Genomic DNA, 2834 nt, shown 5'->3' with positions numbered 1-2834 from the left:
CTTCCGATCTTTTGTTATTTATTTGTGAATTATAATAAATCATTATATAAAATTTTCTTGAATATAAAATTCACATAAAAAACTAGATTAAAATAATATATTTTTTATATTACTAATAATAAATAATTTCGCTAATAGAGACCCAAATAATGACTCATCTTTATTTTATAAAATGGTAAATTTTGATTTTTTTTAGACTTCTTATTAAATGTGATTTAAATCATGTTTTATTAAAAATACAATAAAACAATCACAGTTCAGGCTTTCTTATAAAGAAACTCTGATATAAGGGCGAATTTTAAGGCAGTAATAGATCAAATCAGCGGACATGACGTCTTTACCTTAGACTTGGAAAGCTCTGACTACCGATAGCTGAAATTATTTAGTCCAAAGTAATGACCGATATCATATTAAGGCCTTAAATGACAAAGCATTCAAAACCAAGTCATTTTCATGTTTTTATGAAGGATGATTTCCTGAAAAGAAAACCCCGACCTGCCCCATTCGATACAGCATTGAGGTATTTACAACTTAGATAAACTTCTATGAACCGGCTTCAGCTAGAATCAACTTGGTATGAAATGTCCCTGACTTCATAAAGCTAAAGATACATACTGTGGTTATGCATTGTTATGACTGCTTATCTTGATGAATGGCTCAACCTTGTTTCAAGATAAATAAAAGGTAAATAAAAGGTAAATATTTGATGGAAAATTCTATGCAATGTCCTAAATGTGGATCATCCGAAGTAGAAAAACGCGATCACGAAAAAAACCTGAAAACCATTAGTGGAATTTTAATGACCTCAGCCGGAGCAACCGCAGGAACAGTAGGCGGAGCCGCAACAGGCGCATCAACAGGAGCTGCGATTGGTGCAGTTGCCGGACCATTAGGCGTCATTTTCGGCGGAACCGTGGGGACTTTTGTCGGTGCCATTGCCGCAGGGGTGACCGGCGGGGTTTTAGGAAATATCTTTGGTAAAAAAGCCGGAGTGATTATCGATAAAAATGTATTTCTGGATTATAAATGTTTAAAATGCAATCACCGCTTTAAACAGCCTGAATAAGCAGCTAAACATTTAAACATTCAATCACAATAAAAAGACCATTCATGTTTGGAATGGTCTTTTCCATAAACGTATGTTTTAAAATATGATTAATTCAACTCAGTTTCTCAATAAAAAATCAGTTTGCCTGTAATTTCTTAACCACATCACCCAAGCGCTTACCCTGCTCTTCACACAAGACTTTTTCATCTTGGCTGAGGCTTAAATCATGGCGTGGACCGCTGACATGGCTGGCACCATACGGCGTACCGCCTGACTTGGTATTGGATAATGCCGGGTTGGCATTCGGCAAGCCCATGATCATCATGCCATGATGGAACAAGGGCGGCAGCATAGTCAGCAATGTACTTTCCTGCCCGCCGTGCATCGAACCTGAAGAAGTAAAGACACAGGCCGGTTTCTGATGTAAGGCGCCATTCAACCAAAGACTGGTGGTCTGATCCCAAAAATACTTCATCTCACTGGCCATATTGCCAAAACGGGTTGGCGAACCTAAAGCCAGGCCTGAACAATTGGCCAAATCATCCAGGGTACAATAAATATCCCCTTCATCCGGAATACTCGGTTCAGCCTGTTTCACTACAGTTGAAAGATTGGGTACGGTACGAATTTTTACTGCTATACCTGTAGATTCAATACCATTGGCAATTAAATGCGCCATTTCTTTAGTCGAACCATATTTGCTGTAATATAAAACAAGGACATAAGGCTGCATAATTTTTATAAACGAAGCTAAAAAAGAAAACTATACGGTATTTTTCCCATTTTTTGGTTAAGCTTGGTCATGAAAATTCATAAAGATGATTAAAAAAATTGAGACTTTATAGCTATGTTAGAAAAGTATTTAAAAAAACTTCCCTTTTATGACAAGACTTGGTTTCAGTTTGTTTTATTTGTAATAAGACGTTTTGAAGCAGACCGTTGTCGTGAACAAGCAGGGTCCTTGACCTATACCACGCTATTTGCAGTGGTTCCAATGCTGACCGTTTTTTTGGTGATCATCTCCTCAATTAAGGCACTAGAGCCAGCAAGGCAACAATTACAACATCTGATTTATAGCAATTTCTTACCCAGAACCACGATTGCTTTTGATAAAGCATTAAATGCTTTTACCGACAAATCCAGCAATCTGACTATAATTGGTATTCTATTTCTGTTTATCACCACCGTGATGATGCTGACCAGTATAGAAACCGTATTTAACCGGATTTGGCGAGTACGGGAAACCCGGGGTGGCATTATTGGCTTTATGCGCTATTGGACCATTATTTCTCTTGGGCCGATTCTATTAGGCAGCGCCTTTGTGATCTCCTCGGCTGTAGCTTCATTAAATATACTCAGTAATAATTTTGCCGGTTATGAAGTCGATGGGGAATTTATTTTTTGGGGCATTTCCTTTGCGCTCACCATTTTGGGCTTTTTCATTCTGAACTGGACCATTCCCAACCGTAGTGTTCCCATCAAGGCGGCTTTGATTGCCGGGACATTTAGTGCCGTAGTCTTTGAATTACTGAAGAACCTATTTGGCTTTATCATGTCCAACTTCACCAGTTATGAAATTGTCTACGGCGCCTTTGCGGCAGTTCCAATTTTCCTGTTATGGATTTTTTTATCCTGGAATATTGTGCTGTTAGGGGTCGAAATCAGTTATGCACTAACAGCATTTAATTCGGGCAAAGAACCCAAACGCCATCCTATTATTATGTTTTTAGACTTGCTGGAGCTGTTTTATCACAAGCAGCAACGAGGCGAAAGTGTCTCTGATGAA

Annotated in this window: 3 protein-coding genes; 2 read left to right on the top strand and 1 reads right to left on the bottom strand. The window is 38.3% G+C overall.

Translation table 11 applies throughout. The features are described 5' to 3' along the window. Positions 1-706: 706 nt before the first annotated feature. On the top strand, positions 707-1066 hold the full coding sequence (locus B2Y23_RS07760; protein ID WP_291355267.1) for a hypothetical protein: 360 nt from the start codon (positions 707-709) through the stop codon (positions 1064-1066). Positions 1067-1184: 118 nt separating this feature from the next. Here the strand turns inward: B2Y23_RS07760 and wrbA are convergent, their stop codons facing one another. Next, a complete protein-coding gene (wrbA, locus tag B2Y23_RS07755; RefSeq protein ID WP_291370042.1) occupies positions 1185-1781 on the bottom strand; it encodes an NAD(P)H:quinone oxidoreductase in 597 nt (198 codons plus the stop codon). A gap of 114 nt (positions 1782-1895) precedes the next feature. Between wrbA and B2Y23_RS07750 the strand changes: the two genes are divergently transcribed. Continuing rightward, positions 1896-2834, top strand: a 939-nt coding sequence (locus B2Y23_RS07750) for a YihY family inner membrane protein (protein ID WP_291370040.1), incomplete at its 3' end; no start/stop codon positions are given.

The sequence above is a fragment of the Acinetobacter sp. UBA5934 genome (assembly GCF_002430855.1).
Lineage (GTDB): Bacteria > Pseudomonadota > Gammaproteobacteria > Pseudomonadales > Moraxellaceae > Acinetobacter.
The sequence above is the reverse complement of the archived record's forward strand: the minus strand, read 5'-3'. Positions and strand labels throughout refer to the sequence as shown.

Coding starts and splice junctions, on each gene's coding strand:
- B2Y23_RS07760 (WP_291355267.1), top strand. CDS start 707: ATGGAAAATTCTATGCAATGTCCTAAATGTGGATCATCCGAAGTAGAA.
- wrbA (WP_291370042.1), bottom strand. CDS start 1,781: ATGCAGCCTTATGTCCTTGTTTTATATTACAGCAAATATGGTTCGACT.